19 protein-coding genes are annotated in these 18,012 nt (G+C 67.8%); 13 read left to right on the top strand and 6 right to left on the bottom strand.

The annotated features are described in order from the left end of the window. The first annotated feature begins 1 nt into the window (after position 1). The 5 genes from ACIBH2_RS24435 to ACIBH2_RS24415 all read left to right on the top strand — a co-directional run bounded on the left by ACIBH2_RS24435 (position 2) and on the right by ACIBH2_RS24415 (position 5,002). Positions 2-865: a MaoC/PaaZ C-terminal domain-containing protein gene (locus ACIBH2_RS24435; RefSeq protein ID WP_397121379.1), complete on the top strand. Its 864-nt coding sequence runs from the start codon at positions 2-4 to the stop codon at positions 863-865. Between the two features lie 24 nt (positions 866-889). Continuing rightward, complete coding sequence (locus tag ACIBH2_RS24430) at positions 890-1,768, top strand: SDR family oxidoreductase (protein WP_397121377.1); 879 nt, start codon at positions 890-892, stop codon at positions 1,766-1,768. Positions 1,769-1,796: 28 nt separating this feature from the next. After that, on the top strand, positions 1,797-3,056 hold the full coding sequence (locus tag ACIBH2_RS24425) for an acyl-CoA dehydrogenase family protein (RefSeq protein ID WP_397121375.1): 1,260 nt from the start codon (positions 1,797-1,799) through the stop codon (positions 3,054-3,056). Positions 3,057-3,154: 98 nt separating this feature from the next. Then, entirely contained in the window at positions 3,155-4,033 is an 879-nt protein-coding gene (locus tag ACIBH2_RS24420; RefSeq protein WP_397121373.1) for an alpha/beta fold hydrolase, read from the top strand. A 126-nt stretch (positions 4,034-4,159) separates the two neighbouring features. After that, positions 4,160-5,002 (top strand): SDR family oxidoreductase, encoded by an 843-nt coding sequence (locus tag ACIBH2_RS24415; protein ID WP_397121371.1) that lies wholly within the window; start codon positions 4,160-4,162, stop codon positions 5,000-5,002. A gap of 103 nt (positions 5,003-5,105) precedes the next feature. Here the strand turns inward: ACIBH2_RS24415 and ACIBH2_RS24410 are convergent, their stop codons facing one another. After that, positions 5,106-5,966, bottom strand: a complete 861-nt coding sequence (locus ACIBH2_RS24410) for an alpha/beta fold hydrolase (RefSeq protein ID WP_397121369.1) — start codon at positions 5,964-5,966, stop codon at positions 5,106-5,108. Positions 5,967-6,029: 63 nt separating this feature from the next. On the opposite strand from ACIBH2_RS24410, the gene ACIBH2_RS24405 reads away from it, so the two are divergent. The 3 genes from ACIBH2_RS24405 to ACIBH2_RS24395 are packed head-to-tail and all read left to right on the top strand — an operon-like array spanning position 6,030 to position 7,842. Continuing rightward, complete coding sequence (locus tag ACIBH2_RS24405; RefSeq protein WP_397121367.1) at positions 6,030-6,845, top strand: exodeoxyribonuclease III; 816 nt, start codon at positions 6,030-6,032, stop codon at positions 6,843-6,845. Next, positions 6,842-7,345, top strand: coding sequence for a ribonuclease domain-containing protein (locus tag ACIBH2_RS24400; RefSeq protein WP_397121365.1), 504 nt, complete (start codon positions 6,842-6,844; stop codon positions 7,343-7,345). The genes ACIBH2_RS24405 and ACIBH2_RS24400 overlap by 4 nt, the downstream gene beginning before the upstream one ends. Further along, positions 7,345-7,842 carry a barstar family protein gene (locus tag ACIBH2_RS24395; RefSeq protein ID WP_397121363.1) on the top strand — a complete coding sequence of 166 codons (498 nt, stop codon included), beginning with the start codon at positions 7,345-7,347 and terminating at the stop codon, positions 7,840-7,842. The genes ACIBH2_RS24400 and ACIBH2_RS24395 overlap by 1 nt, the downstream gene beginning before the upstream one ends. 15 nt (positions 7,843-7,857) lie before the next feature. Here the strand turns inward: ACIBH2_RS24395 and ACIBH2_RS24390 are convergent, their stop codons facing one another. Next, positions 7,858-8,499, bottom strand: a complete 642-nt coding sequence (locus ACIBH2_RS24390; RefSeq protein ID WP_397121361.1) for a TetR/AcrR family transcriptional regulator — start codon at positions 8,497-8,499, stop codon at positions 7,858-7,860. A 107-nt stretch (positions 8,500-8,606) separates the two neighbouring features. Between ACIBH2_RS24390 and ACIBH2_RS24385 the strand changes: the two genes are divergently transcribed. Genes ACIBH2_RS24385 through yhjD form a run of 3 tightly spaced genes read left to right on the top strand, consistent with a single transcriptional unit; the run spans position 8,607 to position 11,703 of the window. After that, positions 8,607-9,551 (top strand): oxygenase MpaB family protein, encoded by a 945-nt coding sequence (locus ACIBH2_RS24385; RefSeq protein ID WP_397121359.1) that lies wholly within the window; start codon positions 8,607-8,609, stop codon positions 9,549-9,551. A gap of 58 nt (positions 9,552-9,609) precedes the next feature. After that, positions 9,610-10,635: a tryptophan--tRNA ligase gene (gene trpS, locus ACIBH2_RS24380; protein WP_397121357.1), complete on the top strand. Its 1,026-nt coding sequence runs from the start codon at positions 9,610-9,612 to the stop codon at positions 10,633-10,635. A gap of 51 nt (positions 10,636-10,686) precedes the next feature. Then, the gene (gene yhjD / locus ACIBH2_RS24375) at positions 10,687-11,703 is read left to right on the top strand and encodes an inner membrane protein YhjD (RefSeq protein ID WP_397121355.1); all 1,017 of its coding nucleotides are present in this window, start codon (positions 10,687-10,689) and stop codon (positions 11,701-11,703) included. Between the two features lie 3 nt (positions 11,704-11,706). Here yhjD and ACIBH2_RS24370 read toward each other — a convergent pair whose 3' ends face one another. Beyond that, entirely contained in the window at positions 11,707-12,975 is a 1,269-nt protein-coding gene (locus ACIBH2_RS24370) for a D-alanyl-D-alanine carboxypeptidase family protein (protein WP_397122982.1), read from the bottom strand. 289 nt (positions 12,976-13,264) lie between these two features. Next, positions 13,265-13,930: an ester cyclase gene (locus ACIBH2_RS24365; protein ID WP_397121353.1), complete on the bottom strand. Its 666-nt coding sequence runs from the start codon at positions 13,928-13,930 to the stop codon at positions 13,265-13,267. Between the two features lie 218 nt (positions 13,931-14,148). On the opposite strand from ACIBH2_RS24365, the gene ACIBH2_RS24360 reads away from it, so the two are divergent. Together ACIBH2_RS24360 and ACIBH2_RS24355 are read left to right on the top strand one after the other, a co-directional pair. Then, complete coding sequence (locus ACIBH2_RS24360) at positions 14,149-15,660, top strand: MFS transporter (RefSeq protein WP_397121351.1); 1,512 nt, start codon at positions 14,149-14,151, stop codon at positions 15,658-15,660. Continuing rightward, complete coding sequence (locus ACIBH2_RS24355) at positions 15,650-16,264, top strand: TetR family transcriptional regulator (protein WP_397121349.1); 615 nt, start codon at positions 15,650-15,652, stop codon at positions 16,262-16,264. Before ACIBH2_RS24360 ends, ACIBH2_RS24355 begins: the two co-directional genes overlap by 11 nt. On the opposite strand, the gene ACIBH2_RS24350 is transcribed toward ACIBH2_RS24355, so the two are convergent. Next, positions 16,230-17,126: a phenylalanine 4-monooxygenase gene (locus ACIBH2_RS24350; RefSeq protein ID WP_397121347.1), complete on the bottom strand. Its 897-nt coding sequence runs from the start codon at positions 17,124-17,126 to the stop codon at positions 16,230-16,232. The two genes, ACIBH2_RS24355 and ACIBH2_RS24350, sit on opposite strands and share 35 nt — an antisense overlap. 76 nt (positions 17,127-17,202) lie before the next feature. Further along, positions 17,203-17,757, bottom strand: a complete 555-nt coding sequence (locus tag ACIBH2_RS24345) for a DUF4396 domain-containing protein (RefSeq protein WP_397121345.1) — start codon at positions 17,755-17,757, stop codon at positions 17,203-17,205. Positions 17,758-18,012 lie beyond the last annotated feature (255 nt).

The raw sequence follows: 18,012 nt of genomic DNA, 5'->3' as shown, positions 1-18,012 counted from the left end.
GATGACCAGTACCGCAGTCGAATTCGATCCCGCGGGCCTGAACGTCTGGTCCGACGAGGAGCCGTTCGAGGTCACGCGGGAACGGATCGCGGAGTACGCCGCGGCCACCAACGATCCCATCGAGGCGCACCTGAAAGGCGATGTGGCACCGCCGATCTTCGGCATCGTGCCGGTCTTCGACGCCATGATGGTGCCGATCATCGATGTGGTGCCGATGCACATCTTCGGCCGGGTGGTGCACGGCGAGCAGGACTTCCACTTCCACCGCCCGATCCGGCCCGGTGACAAGCTCTCCTCGCGCGCCAAGGTGATCGGCTACGAGGGCAAGGACAACGGCTCCACCATCACCGTCCTCATCGAATGCCGCGCCGAGGACGGGGAACTGGTCAACGAGCAGTACCTCACCGCCTTCTTCCGCAACCTCAATGCCGGACCGAGGGTCGGCGAGGGCGCTCCGGCGCACAAGTTCGATCCCGCGCTGTCCCAGCAGCCGCCGCTGGCCACCGTGCCCGCGCATGTCGACGCCGACCAGACCTACCGCTACGCACCGGCTTCCGGTGATCCGGTGCCGCTGCACCTCGACGAGCAGGTGGCCAAGGACGCCGGACTGCCCGGCATCATCGCGCACGGCCTGTGCACCATGGCCATGTCGTCGTGGGCGGTGCTCACCGAGGTGGCGGATTCGGATGTGAACCGGCTGAAGCGCTTCGCCGTGCGCTTCTCGAAGATGGTCTTCCCGAACGACGATCTGGAGACCCGGATCTGGCGCACGGGCAGCGAGAACGGCCGCACCACCTACGCATTCGAGACCGGGCGCGGAACCGACCTGGTGTTGTCCGACGGCCTGGCCGTCGTCGCCGACTGAACTACTTTCGCAAGGAGCTGATCAATGGGTGTACTCGACGGTCGCGTCGCAGTCATCACCGGTGCCGGTCGTGGCATCGGACGCGAACACGCGCTGCTGTTCGCCCGCGAGGGCGCGGCGGTGGTGGTGAACGATCTCGGCGGCAGCAATGCCGGTGAGGGCGCCGATGCCGGTCCCGCGCAGGAGGTGGTGAACGAAATCGTCGCCGCAGGGGGGCGAGCGATCGCGAACACCGACAGCGTCGCCGACTGGCAGGGCGCGAAAAACCTGGTGGACCAGGCTGTTTCGGAGTTCGGCCGCCTCGATGTGGTGGTGAACAACGCCGGTATCCTGCGCGACGCCTTCCTCGCGGGCATGGAGGAGTCGCAGTGGGACGCGGTGATCGCGGTGCACCTGAAGGGCCACGCCGCCGTGCTGCGCCATGCCGCCGCCTACTGGAAGGACCAGTCCAAGGCGGGCAATCAGCCCAATGGCGCGGTGATCAACACCGCCTCGGCCTCGGGCACCACGGTCCCGAACGCCGGACAGGCCAACTACGGCGCCGCCAAGGCCGCCATCGCCGCGCTCACCCTGGTGGCCGCCGATGAACTCGCCCGCTACGGCGTGCGCGTGAACGCCATCGCGCCGATCGCGCGCACCCGCCTCACCCTGGCCACGCCCGGTATGGGCGCGATGATGGCCGCCGAGGCGGAGGCGGTGGCCGACGGCGGTTTCGACGCCTTCAGCCCGGCCAATATCTCCCCGCTGGTGGCCTATCTGGCCACCGAGAAGTGCCCGATCACCGGCAAGGTGTTCGCGGTGCAGGGCGGAGCCATCTCCGAGCTGGCGGGCTGGCACGACGTGAAGACCATCGAGACCGAGGGCCCCTGGGCCATCGACGATATCGCCGCCCGGCTGCCCTGAATCGGACGAAAACCGTAGGAGAACAACGATGTTCGAGTGGTCCGAGACCGACGAGATGATTCGTGGCGCGGTGCGCGCGTTCATCGACAAGGAAGTGCGCCCGAATCTCGACGCCCTGGACAGCGGCGAGATGCCGCCGTACCCGGTGCTGCGCAAGCTGTTCGGCGAATTCGGTATCGATGTCATGGCGGGTGAGCTCGTCACCAAGATGCTGGCCAAGCAGCGCGCCAAGGAGGAGGCCCTCGCCGCGGGCGAACCGCTGCCGGAGAAATCCAAGAAGTCCTCCGGTGAGAGTCCCTTCAGCGGCCAGGAATCCATGATGGCGGTGCTGATCAGCGAGCTGTCCGGGGTCTGCATGGGCCTGGTCAGCGCCATGGGCGTCTCCATCGGCCTCGGCGCCACCACCATCATGTCGCGCGGCACCCTCGCTCAGAAGGAGCGCTGGCTCGCCGATATCGTGACCATGAAGAAGGTCGCGGCCTGGGCGATCACCGAACCGGATTCGGGGTCGGACGCGTTCGGCGGTATGAAGACCTACGTCAAGCGCGACGGCGAGGACTACATCCTCAACGGCCAGAAGACCTTCATCACCAATGGCCCGTTCGCCGACGTGGTGGTGGTCTACGCCAAGCTCGACGAGGGCGACGGCGCGGACAAACGCGAGCGCAAGGTGCTCACCTTCGTCCTGGACAAGGGGATGGAGGGCTTCACCCAAGGCAAGCCCTTCAAGAAGATGGGCCTGCACTCCTCGCCCACCGGTGAGCTGTTCTTCGACAATGTGCGCCTGTCCAAGGACCGGCTGCTCGGCGAGACCGAGGAGCACAAGGGCGGCGACGGACGCGAAAGCGCCCGTTCGAGTTTCACCGCCGAGCGGCTCGGCGTGGCGTTCATGTCGCTGGGCATCATCAACGAATGCCACCGGCTCTGTGTGGAGTACGCCAAGAGCCGCAAGCTCTGGGGCCAGGAGATCGGCCGCTTCCAATTGGTGCAGCTCAAGCTCGCCAAGATGGAGGTCGCGCGAATCAATGTGCAGAACATGGTGTTCAACGCCCTCGAGCGCGGTCGCGCGGGCAAGCCGCCCAGCTTGGCCGAGGCCTCGGCCATGAAGCTGTACTCCTCCGAGGCCGCCACCGACGTGGCCATGGAGGCCGTACAGCTGTTCGGCGGCAACGGCTATATGACCGAGTACCGCGTGGAACAGCTTGCCCGCGACGCCAAGTCGCTGATGATCTATGCGGGCAGCAATGAGATCCAGGTGACCCACGTCGCCAAGGGCCTGCTCGCGTAAACGCCGACGGCAATCGAACGGGGCCGCCCGCCCGGTGCAGGCGGCTTCGTGCCGATTGATCCAAAAACGCTGCGGCACAAGATAAGAGGAGCCTGGCGATGACGCCATCCGCGCACAGCGTCGTGACGGAGGCCATGAGCGAGTACGCCGGAGTGCGCACTCGTGAACTGTCGGTGGCGGGGGCGGGGCCGACAATCGTGCTGCTGCACGGCTATTGCGACAGCGCCGACACCTGGCGCGAGGTGCTGATCCGCCTGGCGGCGGCGGGCCGCCGCGCCCTGGCGGTGGACCTGCCCGGCTTCGGACTGGCGCAGCCGCGGCGGCCCGGACCGCTGAGCCCGCAGTTCGATGCCTTCGCCGACGCTCTCGTCGCCGCGCACGGACCGGTTGTGCTGGCGGGCAATTCGCTCGGTGCGGCGACCGCCCTGCGCGCCGCCGCTCGGGATCGCGACGGTCGGGTGGCCGCCCTGGCGACCTTGGACGAGCCCATTCTGGCCCGGCACTGGTTGGCCCGGCTGACGCGCCGCCGCGACTACACCGGTCTGTTCGACCTGCTGGGTCGGCTCCCCGTACCCGATCGCGTGGTGCACGCGGTGGTGGCCTTGGGCGTCTCGAAGCTGATCTACGGCCCGGGATTTCGCGCCGACCCGGCCTTCGTCGCCACGGCGGTGCGCTCGATCCCGACCATGGCCGCGGCGGCCGAGCGCGCCCGAGATGCCGTCCGCTACGCGCGCGAAAACCCGTACACGCATGGACCTCTCGCGGTGTCCTGCCCCACGCTCATCGTGCACGGCGCGCACGACCGCGTCATTCCGGTGGCGGCTTCCCGGGCACTGCACGCCTTGCTGCCTGGCAGCGAATTGGTGGTGCTGCCGCGTGCGGGCCACTGCCCGCAGCTGGATCAGCCCGACGAGGTGACCCGCCTGCTGCTCGACCTCACCGCGCGAGCGATCGACCGCCCGGAAAGGGCGGGATGACCGATTCGACGGAATGCCTGCGGGGCGGACGGGCCCGATGAACCATGGAAGCGATGACCCGGCGGCCGTGCTGACCGACCGGAGGAATGGAACCGGGCCGGTACCCGGCCCCGGAGTGGAGGCGAAATGACTTCGGCGGCAAGCATTGCGGGCAAGGTCGTGGTGATCACCGGCGGCGCGCGCGGCATCGGTTTCGCGACCGCGCGTCGACTGCGTGATCTGGGCGCGCAGGTCGCCATCGGCGATGTGGACGAGGCCAAGGTCAAGGAGGCCGGAGCCGATCTCGGGCTGGAGGTCTACGGCAAGCTCGATGTCACCGACCCCGATGGTTTCGCGACCTTCCTCGACGAGGTGGAACGGCGCTTGGGGCCACTGGACGTACTCGTCAACAATGCGGGCATCATGCCCGCCAACCCCTTCGTCGAGGAGCCCGACCGCGTCACCCGCCGCATTCTCGACATCAACGTCTACGGCGTGGCGGTGGGCAGCAAACTGGCCGCGCAGCGCATGGTGCCGCGCGGCCGCGGCACCGTCATCAATATCGCCTCGCTCGCCGGGGAGACGCCGACGCCCGGATTGGCCACCTACTGCGCCAGCAAGGCGGCGGTGCTCGCGCTCACCGATTCGCTGCGCGTCGAATACCGAACCAGCGGTGTGCGCTTCTGCGCGGTGCTGCCCACTTTCACCAATACCGAACTCATCGCGGGCACGGCCGGTGCCAAGGGCCTGAAGAACGCCGAGCCCTCGGATATCGCCGAGGCGGTGGCCAAGCTCATCACCACCCCGCGCCCCCGCGTGGCCGTGACCCGCGCCGCCGGGCTGCTGGTATCGCTCACCAAACGGCTGCTGCCCCGCGCCGGGGGCGAATACCTGGCCCGCCGTTTCGGTTTGGAGCACACCTTCCTCGACGACGTGGACCAGGAGGCCCGGCGCGCCTACGAGCAGCGTGCGCGCGGCCTCGACAATTGAACCGGCGCTCGCCGAGATCGAGGCGCTCTGCTGCCGAGTGCCGGTCGCGATTCGGGTGCCGCCCGAGACTCGGCACTCGAATTCGCCACCGCCCCACGGTGTTCTAGACCGCGCGCAGGCGCGTGCGGCTGGCGTAGACGTGTTCGGCGATGAGGGTCGCGATGCGGTCCGGCGCTTCCAGCATGGGCACGTGGCCGACGCCGTGAATCATGATGCGGTCGGCGGAATCCGGCAGCTCCTTGAGGAACCGTCGGGCGTACACGCGATTGGGGATGATGTGGTCGTGCTCGCACATCAGCAGGCGCACAGGGGTTTTCAGGTCCCCGAGATCCTCCAGGCAGGGGGCGCGCAGCCCGCCCACGAGCATGGGGATCATGGCCCGGCAGTTCAGCGCGGAGGTGATGGCCGCCAGCACACCTCGACGCGAGGCGGCCGCGGTGTTCTTGGTGAGCAGTACCGACACCGCCTGGCGGATGGGCGCGCTGTAGGTGATGGCATCGGGCAGCCGTCTGCCGACCTCCACCACCGGCACCAGCGACAGGAACTTCAACCCCACCCGGAACTGCAAGGTGGACGGTGTTTGCCAGCCGCCTGCCGGGGCGATGGCGGTGAGCGTACGGGCCCGGCCGCGCCGCGCCAGCTCGAAGCCGACCCACCCGCCGAGCGAATTGCCCGCTATATGACATGTCCGCCAACCCATTTCGTCGAGCTGATCCTCGATCCGGTCGGCAAGGGCACTGACATCGAGGTACCAGCCGGTGAAATCCGGTCCGCCCCAATGCCCGGTGAGAGACGGTGCGAAGACCTCGCAGTGGCTCGCCATCCGCTCCGCCACCTGTTCCCAGCAGTGTGGGGAGAGCATGAACCCGTGCAGCAGGAGCAGCGGTTCGCCGGAACCCATGTGAAGGGCCTTCATCGGCGCGAGCGGGGTGGCGGGCTTGGCGGTGCCTGACGTCATCGTCATCACCCCTTCCTGGACCTCGATGTCCCAGAGGAAAGTGGTATAGCGGCATTGTACGGTCGTACCGTGCCCACCATCATCTCTACGATCAACGTCAACGGAATCCGCGCGGCCACCGGAAAGACCGGCAAGGGGATGCTCGAGTGGCTGGCCGCCACCGAAGCCGACATCATCTGCCTACAGGAGACGCGGGCAACCGATGAGCAGACGCGTGCGGCACTGGCCCCCGCACTGGATGCCGGATGGTTCCTGTCCCTCGCCGAACCCGGTGCGAAGGGGCGGGCCGGGGTAGCGATCCTGTCCCGCCGCGAACCGAACGCGGTGCGCGTCGGCATCGGTCGGGAGGAGAACGGAACCTGGGTTCCCAGTGCCGAATTCGGCGGTACCGGCCGCTACCTCGAGGCCGAGTTCGACGACTTCACCGTGGCCAGCGTGTACGTCCACACCGGTGAGGCGGACACGCCGATGCAGGACGAGAAGTACCGCTTCCTCGACGCGGTGGGCGCGCGCATGACCGCGCAGACCCGCGACTTCGTCATCTGCGGGGACTGGAATATCGGCCACACCGAACTCGACATCAAGAACTGGAAGGGCAATATCAAGAACGCCGGATTCCTGCCGCAGGAGCGGGCGTGGGTATCCAGCATGATCGCCGCCGGTTATGTGGACGTGGTGCGCGAACTGCATCCAGGGATCGACGGACCCTACAGCTGGTGGTCCTATCGCGGCCGCGCCTACGACAACGACGCGGGTTGGCGCATCGATTACCACCTCGCCCGCGGCGATATCGCCACCCGCGCCAAGCAGGCCGTGGTGGAACGCGCCGCCACCTACGCGCTGCGCTGGTCCGACCACGCCCCCGTCACGGTGCAATACCGGTGAGCATCTCACCGCGCCTGCGCGCCTGGCTCCTGCTCGGAGCCGCCGTGGCGATGCTCGTGGTCGCGGTGCTGGTCTCCCGGGGCGATGGCTCCCGGGATACCGGCTCTCCCAATGCGAATCGGCCCGCGTCCACCTCGACCACCGCGCCGAAACCCGGCCCCGCCGACACCGGCAGGGCCGCGGGGACATCCACTCCCGCACCGGTCAGCCGTGCCGCGGGCGTCCCCGATCGTGCCTACGTGACGCTGGTCGAGATCGACGCGGGCCGCTGGCCCGATTCCGCCGACGCGCCCGGAACCCGTGGCGGCGACACCTATTTCAACCGCAACCGTCAACTACCTCAGAAGGACGCCTCGGGACAGTCGATCACGTACCGGGAGTGGGACGTGAATCCCAAACGCAAGGGCCAGGATCGGGGCGCCGAGCGCATAGTCACCGGCAGCGACGGATCCGCCTGGTACACCGGCGACCACTACAACACCTTCACGAGGATGCGCTGATGGCCGAATCGATTCGCCTCACCCGTTTTCTGACCCCGCTCACCACCCCGCAGGCGCACCTCACCGAGATGGCGCTGAACATGCCCGCCCTGGGTTCGCTCGCCATGGATGCCCAGCGCTTCAGCGGCCTGCGCCGCTCGGTGGGCCATCAGACGCGGGTGCTGCGCGGCAAGAAGATGCGCACCGTCGCGGCGCTCTACGACGAATTCGCCGCCGCCCTGCAATTCGGCTACTACTTCGGTGAGAACGCCGACGCCTTCGACGACTGCATGCGCGATCTGGACGACACCCTCGGCGCGGCGGAGCAGTACGTCCTGCTCGTCTACGACGCCGCGCAACTGCTCGCCGACGAGCCGCGCCAGCGCGCCTGGTTCGCCGAGGCCATGGCCGACTGCGCGCGGTACTGGGCGGACGAAGAGGTGATCTTCCGGGTGATCCTGCAAGGCCCGGCCCCGGCGGGCCTCACCGCGGCCCGCCTCGACCCCGATTTCGGCTAGCGCGCGAAAACCCGTTCAGGCGTGCCGGATTCGGTGCGCCAGATCCTCGCCGAGCAGGACGAAAACCTCGGTGATCTCGTCGATGAGCTGGTCGCGGCTCATCGGCAGATCCCCTTGGGACCAGCTGGCGAGGGTCTGCATGAGCCCGCCCACCAGATAGGTCGCGCGGAAGCCGATGGCCGGATCGGGCTCGGCGTCGGTGATGCCGTAGAAGTCGATGCCCTCGGCGGCAACCAGATTCGCGAACGCCTTGATGTTGTGCGTGGTGCGCGAACGCAATTCGGGCGAGGAGGAGCTGACCAGCAGGGCCACCCGGGTCTTGCGCGGATCGTCGGTGAGTACGCCGATACCGGCGGCGACGGCCGCATGGGCCTTGCCGCGCGTATCCGCGGGCGCGGTGAGCAGTGCGCGCAGTACCGCGGCGGCCAATTCCTCGGCGATGGCGTCGAAGACGGCCTCGAGCACGGCCTCGCGGCTGTCGAACTGTTCGTAGTAGTAGCGCTCGTTGAGGCCCGCGCGGGTGCACAGCCCCGCGACGGTCAGCCGGTCCAGCCCCTCGGTGCCGAGAATCTCCAGCGCGGCCTCGAGCAGCGCGTTTCGCCGTTGCGCGCGGCGTTCTTCCGCTGAGACGCCCCCGTAGGTTCGCTGCCTGGTCACGAGGCGATTGTGGCACGGTCGCAGTTTTGGTAGGGGGTCTTGCCAGAATTGTGATTCTGGTGGATGCTGATGCCAGATTGACGTGCGTCACACGACTGGAGGCGACGATGCCTGCCCATGCAGCCGAACCGGGCTACTTCTCCGACGATTCGATGATCCGGCGCGTCATGCGCAAACGCGCGGTGGGCCTGACCTACGGGCAGCGGGCGCTGGTCATCGGCGCGGTGAATCCGCTGCTCTATGTCGGCACCGCCGAGAACACCCAGCACCGGCAGACGCCCTACACCCGGCTCGCCCTCACCGGCCGCCTGTTCGAGGCGGTGTTCCTGGGCAGCAAGGCCGAAGCCGACCGCGCCCTGGCCTTCACGCGCAAGCGGCACGCCCCCGTACAGGGCGGGCTGCCCGAGGACGCGGGCGAGAAGCATCCGGCCGGTACCCGCTACTCCGCGCGCGATCCGCATCTGATGTACATGACCATGGCCTTCACCTTCGACTCCGCCGAGGTCATGCACGACCTGCTGGTGCGCCGTCTCACCGATACCGAGCGCGAGGGCCTGTACCAGGACTACTGCCGCTGGGGTGAGCTGTTCGGCATGCCGCGCTCGGCCGCGCCCGCCACCTACGCGCAGTTCCGCGCGTCCTTCGACGCCTACCTGGCCTCGGATGAACTCTTCCTCACCGACGAGGCCAAACTGGTCGGCTCGTACCTCATGGGCCACAAGATCGCCTACCCGATGCCGATGCCCTTGCAGCAGGCGGCCAGCGGCTTCAACCTGCTGGTCCAGGGCAGTCTGCCGCCGCGCATTCGCGACATGTTCGGCGTGAAGTGGCGGATCACCGACGAACTCGCCTATCGGGCCATGGCCCAAGGCGTCCGCACCGCGCACATCGCGCCGCCGCTGGTGCCCAAACCCCTGCGCGGCCCGCTCTCGGGACCCAGCCATCCGCTCTATCGGCTGCTCACCAAGCGCGAACAGCAACTGGTCGATTCGGGTCGCCCCAGCATGCCCGGCGTCGACCCGCGCCCGCTCGCGGCGCGATTGGGAGCCTGAGCGACGGGTCCTCAGGGGGCCGGAAATCCGATGGACCCGCCGTGGGAAGATCGGGGGTATGTCCAATCCTGCACCAGCGCCTGAACGCAAGCAGCGGGTTCTCTCCGGGATCCAGCCGACCAGCGATTCGTTCCATCTCGGCAACTACCTTGGCGCGGTGCAGTATTGGGTCGGCCTGCAGGACGACTACGACGCCTTCTACTTCATTCCCGACCTGCACGCCATCACCGTCGCGCAGGACCCCAAGGCGCTGCGCAAGCGCACCAAGGTCTCGGTCGCCCAGTTGCTCGCGGCCGGGGTCGATCCGAAGAAGTCGACCCTGTTCGTGCAGTCGCACGTGCCCGAGCACGCGGAGCTGACCTGGGTCCTGAGCTGTATCACCGGTTTCGGTGAGGCCAGCCGGATGACTCAGTTCAAGGACAAGTCGGCCAAGCAGGGCTCCGAGAACGCCACGGTCGGCCTGTTCACCTACCCGGTGCTCATGGCCGCCGACATCCTGCTCTACCGCCCGCAACTGGTTCCGGTCGGCGAGGATCAGCGCCAGCACCTCGAACTCACCCGAAATCTGGCGCAGCGCTTCAATACTCGCTTCAAGAAGACCTTCGTGGTGCCCGAGGCGCATATCGTCTCCGGCACCGCCAAGATCTACGACCTGCAGGATCCGACCGCCAAGATGAGCAAGTCGGCCTCCAGCGACGCGGGTCTGATCAACCTGCTCGACGATCCCAAGGTCTCCGCCAAGAAGATTCGCTCGGCCGTCACCGACACCGAGCGCGAGATCCGCTACGACCCGGAGAACAAGCCGGGCGTGTCGAACCTGCTGACCATTCTCAGCGCCCTCACCGAGACCCCGATCGTCACCCTGGAACAGGACTTCGTGGGCAAGGGCTACGGGGATCTCAAGGCCACCACCGCCGACGCGCTGATCGAATTTGTCGCGCCTATGCAGGCGAAGGTGGAAGAGTATATGGCTGACCAGGGCGAACTCGATCGCATCCTCGCCGTCGGCGCGGAGCGGGCACGGGAGGTCGCCAGCAAGACCCTCGCGCAGGTGTACGACCGGGTCGGTTTCCTCGCACGCTGAGCTGCGGTGGCCGCTCCCGCCGCGCCTGCGGGGCCATGGTGGAGGTGAGCGGTGTTCGACAAGGTCAAAGCGCGGATCGAGGGCTGGATTCAAGCGCGCCCGTGGCTGGACCACATGGTCCGCGCGGGCGGGCAGTACCAGCGCCAGCGCGGCGACTACTACGCGGCGGGCATTACGTACTTCACGGTGCTGTCGCTGTTTCCGATGCTCATGGTCGGCTTCGCCATCGCCGGTTTCATCCTGGCCAGCAATCCGGATCTGCTCACCGAGATCCAGGCCAAGATCGTCGAGAACATTCCCGGCTCGGCGGGCGACCAGCTCAACGAACTGATCGATCAGGCCATCGAATCCCGTACGGGGGTGGGCGTGATCGGCTTGGCCGCGGGCCTCTACTCCGGATTGGGCTGGGTGGCGAATCTGCGCGCCGCGCTCACCGAGCAGTGGGAGCAGAAGGCCGAGGAGAGCGACTGGCTGCACACCAAGGTCTCGGATCTGCTGGCGCTCATCGGACTCGGGCTGGCGGCGGTGGTGTCGCTGGGGCTCTCGATCCTCGCGGGCAGCGGGCTGGCCGGAAGTCTGTTGCGGCGCATGGGCGTCGAGAACGCGCCCTGGGCCACCGTGCTGTTGACGGCGCTGTCGCTGGTGCTGGCGGTGCTGGCCACCTGGGCGCTGTTCGCCTGGATCATCGCGCGCATGCCGCGCCACGCGGTGACGCTGCGCAGTGCGGCCCGGGCGGCGCTCATGGCGGCCATCGCCTTCGAGATCTTCAAGCAGCTGGCCACATTGCTGCTGAAGAAGGTCACCAACAGTCCGGCGGGGGTGGCCTTCGGTCCGATCATCGGGCTCATGGTGTTCAGCTACATCACCGCGCGCATCATTCTGTTCGCCACCGCGTGGGCGGCCACCGCCCGGGAGAACGAGGTGCAGGCCGAGATCGCCCCGCCCGCACCCGCGGTCATCGAAGCGCGGGTGCGGGAGCGCGGCCTCAGCCCGGAGATGGGCGCGGCGCTGTTCGGTGCGGGTGCGGTGGTGGCCGGGGTGCTGCAATCGCTGCGGCGCCGCCGCTGACCCTCAGTGGCGGCGATTGAGCCGCCGGGCTCCGTCGAGCAGAACCAGCACCAGAATGATGCCGCCCACCATGAGGGTGATGCGCAGATTGTCGTGGTCGCGGGTGCGCGCCGGAGCGGCGGTATCACCGGACATGGGCGGATTCGCCAGTGCCACGGAGGGATCGGTGGATGTCGCGGACTCCTCGGAACCGGGCAGCGCGCCGATGCTCGCGCTGTCGGGAAGCGCGAAACCGTAGTCGAGCAGCTTCGCGGCCTGCTCCCACGGCCGCAGCGGGCGCACCTCGGCCTGCAACAGCGTCACCACCAGGCGGCGTCCATCGCGTTGGGCGGCGGCCACGAAGGTCTGGCGGGCATCGTCGGTGAATCCGGTCTTGCCGCCGAGCGCGCCCGGATATTCGAAGAGCAGATGGTTGTCGTTGGCGATCGGGTACCCCGGGTGGTCCTTGTCGTCCGGATTCCGGGGATCGGCCGGATACCCCGGGAAATCCACCTCTTCGGTGTGGATCAGCTCGGCGAACAGCGGAATGCTCATGGCATCGCGGAACAGCACCGACAGGTCGTAGGCCGAGGTGCTCATACCCGGACCGTCCAGGCCCGAGGGCGTGGCGGCGCGAGTGTCGAAGGCCTGCAACCGTTTCGCGTGGTCGTTCATCTTGGCGACGGTGGCCGCGTCCCCGCCCAGCTGCGCGGCGATGGCGTGTGCGGCGTCATTGCCCGAGGCCATGATGAGCGCCTGGAAAAGTTGCAGATTCGTGTATTTGCCACCCGGGCCGATACCCACCGCGGTGCCGTCGACATTCGCGTCCTCCTGGGTGCCGGTCACCACCTTGTTCTTGTCCAGGGCGCGCAGCGCCACCGCCGCCAGCAGCACCTTGATGGTGGAGGCGGGCCGATAGCGCCCGTGCGGGTCCTTGGCCGCCAGCACCGCGCCGGTATCGAGATCCGACACCATCCACGCGGTCGCCGAAATCCCCTCCGGCACTTGGGGCGCGCCCTTGGGCAACAGCACCCCGCAGCCACCGAGCTTGGTCCCGCCGATCGGCTCGTCCGGAACGGCCAGGGGCGTCGGCGTCGGCTGGCCCGGCGCGGGCACCTCGGAGGTGTCGACGGGCGGTGGGGGAGAGGTCTTCTGCGGACAGTTGTCGGTGTTGGGCGTGGTGAACGGGGTCGTGGTGACGGTGGTGGGCGGCTGCGCCGAGGCCGAGCCGGGCTGCGGGCCGAGACCGGTCAGCGCGGTGAGACCGGCCGCGAGCAGGGCTGCGGTGATCATCGAGGCCCGGCCACGCCCCGCCGGGCGACGTGGAATGGGAGCCGGTTCGGTGTCGTGGGGCGCAAGCCCGCGGCGTCGAGTGCTCATCGCGGTCGAGCTTAAAGGGGGCCTCGGGACATCTCGCACCATGCCCAATTCTGGTCGGTCGGACAGCATGTCGGGTGGGCTTTGCCCGTACTGGGGCGTCGCCGACTCGCGGTTGTCGGTGACGCCCGGATTCGACCGCGGCGAAAAGCGTTGGGCTGCGCGCTGATGACGAGGGCGGCAGTCGAATCTGTTGCGGGAAAGGCTATTCCGTCGACTTCGTGACGGGGCAGCCGTGCGCGAGGGGGCCGAGCAGTTTGTTGTTGTCGTAGAAGTGCTCGAGTTCGAGGATGCGCAGGTCGTCGCTGACCTTCGCGATGGTGATTCCGGTCATCTCGATGAGCTCACCGGTGGGCTGGTGGCCCTGGTATTCGCCGGTGTAGCGACCCCAGTGCCGCCATTTGACGGTGACCGTCGGCGGGCCGGAGAGCACTTCCAGGACCTCCCAGAAGAATCCGCCGGGGAAGGCGGTGTGGAAGATGTCGTGCGAGGACTCGAAGCTCTGGCCGCCCGGGTAGTACGGGTTCTCGCCGATGAGGATGTTGTAGCTGCCGGTTCGCGCGAACTCCTCGGCATCCTGCCACGGTCCGCCGTTGACCCGGCCGCGGTAGTGCTCGGCGACCAGGGACACCCAGGTGGCCGGATCCTTCTTGTGCGAGACCTCCATTTCGAAGACCTTCACCAGATCCTCGACGATGGCCTCCAGCGAGCCGGGCGCGTGCGTGGTGCTGCGCTCCTTCGGCAGCACCTCCTTGCTGAGGTGGTATTCGGGAACCTCCGCCCGCCACTGCTCGGGCGCGGCCGCGGCGATCACGGCGTCGCGACCGCGCAGGTGTAGCGGGGTTTCGGATTCTGTTGACTCAACGCTCATTTCGATCCTTAGGCGTCCGGATCCACTGGGGTTCAGTGGAATTCGAGATCGGACTGCGCAGAAATTAGCAGTCCGACGGCGGTCCGTCTCGGCAAGTTCGGAAGTTGGCGAAATGCCGGTTCGCCCTGCTCAGGTGCATGACATGACATGTTTTGACGGGCTCTAGCAAATGAGAGACACTCTCAAATCGGAGAGGCAATCAAAAGAATGGACCTGTCATGAAAGCTACGGATTCGCGGCGCTGGCTGGCACTGGGCGCGCTCGCGGTCGCCATGCTGACCATCGGGCTCGACGTGACGGTGCTGACGGTGGCGCTGCCCACGGTTGCCGTCGACCTGAACGCCGACACCAGCGCCCTGCAGTGGTTCAGCAGCGCCTACACCCTCGCGCTGGCCGCCGTCATGCTCCCCGCGGGTGCGCTCGGCGACCGCTACGGCCGCAAGAAGTTCCTGCTCGCCGCGCTGCTGGTATTCGGCGCGGCCTCGGTGGCCTGCGCCTTCGCGACGAGCTCCGGCGAGCTCATCGCGGCCCGGGCGCTGCTCGGGGTGGCCGCCGCGGCCATGATGCCGCTGTCCATGTCGGTGCTGCCGGGGCTGTTCCCGGACCCCGTCGACCGTCAGCGCGCGCTGACCATCTGGATCACCTCCACCACCATCGGGTTGCCGCTCGGCCCGATCGTGGGAGGCTGGCTGCTGCAACACTTCTGGTGGGGATCGGTCTTCCTGATCAATGTGCCGATGGTGATCGTCGGCGCGACCGCGGTGGCGCTGTTGGTTCCGGAATCGCGCAGCGACACCGCGTTTCGAATGGATCTACCCGGCGTCGTGCTGTCGGCGCTCGGAATGCTCGGCCTCACTTACGGTTTCATTCGCTGTGGCGACGAGGGCTGGGGCGACGGACTCGCCTGGGCGTGCATCGCGGCGGGAGTGGTGGTGCTGGCGGCCTTCGTGCTGTGGCAGCGGCGCGTCGCGCATCCCCTGGTCGATCTCGATCTGTTCCGCGCACCCGGATTCCGTTGGGGCACCCTGTATCTGATCGTGGTCATGTTCGGTCTGTTCGGCCTGTTCTTCACCCTGCCGCAGTACTTCCAAGCGGTGCTCGGCGCGGATGCGCTCGGCAGCGGCCTGCGCCTGCTCCCACTGATCGGCGGGCTGCTGGTCGGCACCCGCGTGGCCGATCTGCTGCTGCCCAAGGCTGGCCTGCGGGTGGTGCTCGTCGCCGGATTCGCCCTGCTCGCGGGCGGACTCGCGCTGGGCGCGCTGATCACCGCCGACAGCGGCTACGGCTACGCCGCCTTCGCGATCGTGGTGCTCGGTATCGGTATCGGCTTCGTCATGCCCGCGTCGATGGGCCTGGCCATGGGCGATCTCACCCCGGAACGCGCCGGTTCCGGCTCGGCGCTGCTGCAGGCGCTGCGCCAGGCGTCCGGCACCATCGGCGTGGCGGTGTTGGGCACCGTGCTGGCCACGGTCTACCGCGCCGACCTCGGCGACCTGGACCGCGCGCCCATCGACGACGGCGTCAATGCCGGGGTTGCGGCGGCACGGCAGCTCGGCGACGGCGCCGTGCACACGGTGCGGGTGGCCTTCGTCAGCGGGATGAGCGCCATGCTCTGGGTGTGCGCCGCGGTGTGCCTGGCGACGGCGGTGCTGGCCGGATTCGTCACCCGCTCGCGGGCCGACGCCGAGCCGACCGCCATCGATGCGGGACAATCCCTTCATGTCGGTTGAGTCGAAGCCAGCGATCCCCCCGGCCGCGAAACGGTCCGGGGGGACCTTGCGGGAGCGGAAGAAGGAGCGCACCCGGCGCACCATTCGCGTGGAGGCCTTTCGGCTGTTTCGCGAACACGGCTATGCGGCCACCACCGTGGAGCAGATCGCCGAGGCGGCGGAGATCTCGCCGAGCACCTTCTTCCGCTACTTTCGGTCCAAGGAACAGGTGGTGCTGGTCGACGATATGGATCCGATCATGATCCAGCGGTTCGAGCGCCAGCCCCCGGAACTGTCGGCGCTGGAGGCCTTCCGGCGGGCGACGCTCGAAGCCTTCGAGGCACTCGATCCGGCGCAGTTCCAGTTCGAGCGGGAGCGAGCGGCGCTGGTGCGTACCGTGCCGGAATTGCGCGGCGCGCTGCAGCAGGAGATGGAGCGCAATGTGGACCTCATCGCCGAGCTCGTCGCCAAGCGACGGGGCCGCGACGCCAGCGATTTCGAGGTGCGGGCGCTGGCGGGCGCGCTCATCGGCGGGGCGCAGGCGGTGCTGATGGACCGCGACCCCTTCGATCCGGAGGCGATCTCTCGGATCATCGACTTCCTGGCAGCCGGGATGCCACTCTGAGCGGGGACTCGTCGTCCATTCCGGCGAAGAAGCCGCCCACCACGTCCTCGATCTCGGCAATGGACTCCGCGCAGTACAGAATCGGCTGGTAGTGCGTGATGTCGTAGTCGATACTGCCCATCTCGGCGATGTTCAGCGGGCGCAGCTCGGCCTGGCGGAACTCCTCGATCTCGCCGTAGGACGACAGCAGTCCCGCTCCGTAACAACGCACTTCGCCGTGTTCGCGGACCACGCCGAACTCCATGGAGAACCAGAAGACGTCGGCGAGGAACTTCAGGGCGGTCTCGGTCTCGAGCCGCGCCACCGCCGCGCCCACCTCGGCGTAGATGGCGGCGAAGCGCGGACTCGCCAATTGGTTGGCGTGGCCCAGGATTTCGTGCACGGCGTCGGGTTCGGGGGTGTAGAGCGGTGCGCTGTGATGGCGAATGTACTGGGTGGAGTGGAATATTCGATCCGCGAAGGAGCCGAAGAACTCGCGCAGCGGCACCAGCCCGGCGGCGGGGACGTAGCGGAAACCGGTGAGCGGGAACAGCTTCTCCGAGACCTCGTCGAGCTGTGGGATGTGATCGCCGGGCAGGCCGAGGCGTTCGGCGGCCCCCAAGACCTCCGCGCAGGCGTAGCGGCGGCGTTTGCGGGCCAGTTCGGCGGAGACGATCCGCCAGACTTCCTGTTCCTCGGCGGTGTAGTCGATATGCGGTACCGGCTGTCCGGCCCGGTACGACAGTGCGAGAGCGGCTATGGCATTGCGGCGGGTCCGGTAGTCCGGATCGTGTACACCGGGATGCTCGTCGCTCAGATGCACGGTGACATCGCCGTCGACGCCCTGGGTCACCGGCGAGTACAGCTGAGCTTCGGTGAACATATGTCCAGGCAATCACCACCGGGACCGATCGACAACAAAAGCCTGTTCAGCTGCACAAATTGCCTAGTTCATCCGGCTAGCCGTGCAGGCCGTGCACCACGGCATGGCCCTTGCCCCGGCCGATGAGCCATTTGTTCACCGGTGTGGTGACCACGAAGGCGACGACGAAGGCGAAGGCCAGTGTGGCCCAGAAAAGCACGGAGTCCAGGTGCGCGTCCATCGCGCCCGGCACCGCCAGGATGACGGCATTGTCGACGATCTCCATGACGGTGATGGAGACGGTGTCGGCGGCCAGCGCGGTCGAGAAGGCCGCGGCCAGCGTGAGACCGGCCTTCAGCACGCCGCGCATGGTGAAGGCGTAGCCGAAGACGAAGGCCAGCGCGATGGCCAGCGCCATGGTCGGGGCGGTGCTCCAGCCGAGCGCGGTGCCGATGACCATGCCGAGGACTTCGCCGATGGCGCAGCCGGTGAGGCAGTGCAGGGTGGCGACGGCGGCCATCGACCAGGTGGCGGGGCCGTGGGCGGAGTGGTCGGTATGGGCGGAGTGGTCGACGTGTTGGCCGTGGGTCGAGTGGGCGGAATGGTCTGTGTGCCCATGGTTCTCGGCCGCGGCGCGATGCGAGTTCTCCATACTCGGCACGATACCCCTGCGGGGTATGATGTCAACCCGTGCCGAGCTTCGTGGGTCCGCACGAGATTTCTGGGTTCCCCCGCCGCCTCGTGGGTATGTGCCTAACGTGGGCTGCGTGAATCGCGACCGGGCCTGCGCGGTCCGGCTCGCACACGGTAGATCCGGCCGCATTCGACACGGGGCCGCGATCGGCTTGCGCGGCAACCGAATCGTCCGAGGTCTGTAGTGCGGTGTCGGGGCACGGAGAGCTTCGAT

It is taken from the genome of Nocardia sp. NPDC050406 (assembly GCF_044459025.1).
Lineage (GTDB): Bacteria > Actinomycetota > Actinomycetes > Mycobacteriales > Mycobacteriaceae > Nocardia.
Note: the sequence above shows the minus strand (reverse complement) of the source record. Positions and strands in the feature narration are given on the sequence as shown.